Source organism: Salipiger sp. HF18 (assembly GCF_011806505.1).
Taxonomy (GTDB): Bacteria; Pseudomonadota; Alphaproteobacteria; order Rhodobacterales; family Rhodobacteraceae; genus Salipiger; species Salipiger thiooxidans.
In genome coordinates this window covers 1-2254 of record NZ_JAATOS010000588.1, presented here as the reverse complement: position 1 = coordinate 2254, position 2254 = coordinate 1, and the positions used below count along the sequence as shown (strand labels likewise).

At 68.7% G+C, this 2254-nt stretch carries 2 protein-coding genes and 1 pseudogene; all 3 read right to left on the bottom strand.

Translation table 11 applies throughout. The features are described from left to right. Window positions 1-1571, bottom strand: a 1571-nt coding sequence (gene scpA / locus HC022_RS24510; protein WP_167454132.1) for a methylmalonyl-CoA mutase, incomplete at its 3' end; no start/stop codon positions are given. Next, window positions 1534-1935, bottom strand: a complete 402-nt coding sequence (locus HC022_RS28655) for a hypothetical protein (RefSeq protein ID WP_175583724.1) — start codon at window positions 1933-1935, stop codon at window positions 1534-1536. The genes scpA and HC022_RS28655, both read right to left, overlap by 38 nt. After that, a pseudogene (locus HC022_RS28650) lies at window positions 1884-2254 on the bottom strand (hypothetical protein); the annotation flags it as partial. The pseudogene HC022_RS28650 and the gene HC022_RS28655, both read right to left, overlap by 52 nt.

Genomic DNA, 2254 nt, shown 5'->3' with positions numbered 1-2254 from the left:
CGCGCGCGGGCGGCTTCGACGGCGGCCTCGAGCAGGTTGCCGCCCTCTTTCGCGCGCCGCTCCAGCTCGGCCAGCGCGGCGTCGCAGGCGGCCCCGTCACGGGACGCGCGGATGGTCTCGAGCGACCTGACCTGGCCCTCGCGGACCTTAGCGTTGTCGATGTCGAGGATGTCGAGCTCGTCTTCCTTCGCGAGGCGGTACTTGTTCACCCCCACGATCACGTCGTTGCCGCGGTCGATGTCGGCCTGGCGCTTGGCGGCGGTCTCCTCGATCCGCAGCTTGGGCATGCCGCTGGCCACGGCCTTGGTCATGCCGCCCATCTCGTCCACTTCCTCGATCAGCTTCCACGCAGCCTCGGCGAGGTCGGCGGTCAGCTTCTCGACGTAGTAGGAACCCGCCATCGGGTCGACGACCTTGGTCACGCCGGTCTCTTCCTGCAGGATGAGCTGGGTGTTCCGCGCGATCCGGGCCGAGAACTCGGTCGGCAGCGCGATGGCCTCGTCGAGCGCGTTGGTGTGCAGCGACTGGGTGCCGCCGAGCACTGCGCTCATCGCCTCGTAGGCGGTGCGGATGACGTTGTTGTAGGGGTCCTGCTCGGTCAGCGAGACGCCCGAGGTCTGGCAGTGGGTGCGCAGCATCTTGGAGCGGGCGTCGCGGGCGCCGAGCTCGGTCATGATGCGCGACCACAGCATCCGCGCGGCGCGCAGCTTGGCGATCTCCATGAAGAAGTTCTTGCCGATGGCGAAGAAGAACGACAGCCGGCCGGCGAACTTGTCGATGTCCATGCCGGCGTCCATGGCGGTCTTCACGTATTCCTTGCCGTCCGCCAGCGTGTAGGCGAGCTCCTGCACCAGAGAGGCGCCGGCCTCCTGCATGTGGTAGCCCGAAATCGAGATCGAGTTGAACTTCGGCATCTCGTTCGAGGTGTACTCGATGATGTCGGCGATGATGCGCATCGAGGGTTCGGGCGGATAGATGTAGGTGTTCCGCACCATGAACTCTTTCAGGATGTCGTTCTGGATCGTGCCCGAAAGCAGCGCCCGGTCATGGCCCTGCTCTTCGCCGGTGACGATGAAGTTCGCCAGCACCGGGATCACCGCGCCGTTCATGGTCATCGAGACCGACACCTTGTCCAGCGGGATGCCGCTGAACAGCACCTTCATGTCCTCGACCGAGTCGATGGCCACGCCCGCCTTGCCGACGTCGCCCACCACGCGCGGGTGATCGCTGTCGTAGCCGCGGTGCGTCGCGAGGTCGAAGGCCACCGAGACGCCCTGCTGACCGGCGGCCAGCGCCTTGCGGTAGAAGGCGTTCGATTCCTCGGCGGTGGAGAAGCCCGCGTACTGGCGGATGGTCCAGGGCCGGCCGGCGTACATCGTCGCCTTCACGCCGCGGGTGAAGGGCTCGAAGCCCGGCAGTTCACCGACCTGCGGCAGCCCCTCGACATCGGCGGGGGTGTAGATCGGTTTGACCTCGATCCCCTCGATCGTGGTCCAGGTCAGATCGTCGAGCGGGCGCCCCCGCAGTTCCTTCTCAGCCAGAGTGCGCCAATCGTCCAGTTTGGCCGTCATCGTCCCGTCCTCTCTCCTTTGAAGCCGGCGGCCAGTTCGTGCTGGCCGTCGCAGGCTCCGGGTCCTCTGTCAGTCGTGCCAGCCCGTCCGCCCCGGCACGCAGCCAGAACAGGTCGTCGGCATATCTCTCGCGCAGGTCGGCGGCCTGCACCGGCGTGAAGGGCATCCAGCGCCCCTCTCCGGCAGGCAGCGACGATGCGTCCTCGCCCCGCTCGTCGAGCAGGGCGCGCAGCTCCGGCAGGGAGGGGCCGCGATGCGCCCAGATCCCGCCCGAGGGCAGTGGCGACGTGAACAGCACGCCGGTGGTCCGTTTCAGCAGCTGGTCGGGCCGCGAGGCGAAACGCTCGAACGGCGTGACCAGCAACTCGGTCCCGGGTCCGCGATCACCTCGCGCCAGCCGCGCCGCTGCGCGATCAGATGGTCGATCAGCCCCGGCTCGGGCAACGCCATGCCGCGCGCCACGAGGTGGGCCAGCAATGAGGCCCACCACATCTCGGGCGAGCGGATCTGCAGCACCGCGCGCTCGACCGAGCCGAAGCCCCGCAGGAGCTGCGCCAGCCGCGGCCCCGGGGCCGGGTAGAGCTTGCGGGCGCGCAGGCAGGCCCGCGGCGTGCCCATCATGTTCTCGTCCGAGACCAGCAGCACCGCCAGCCCGCGCCGCGCCGCCGCCTCGGCGGCAAGCC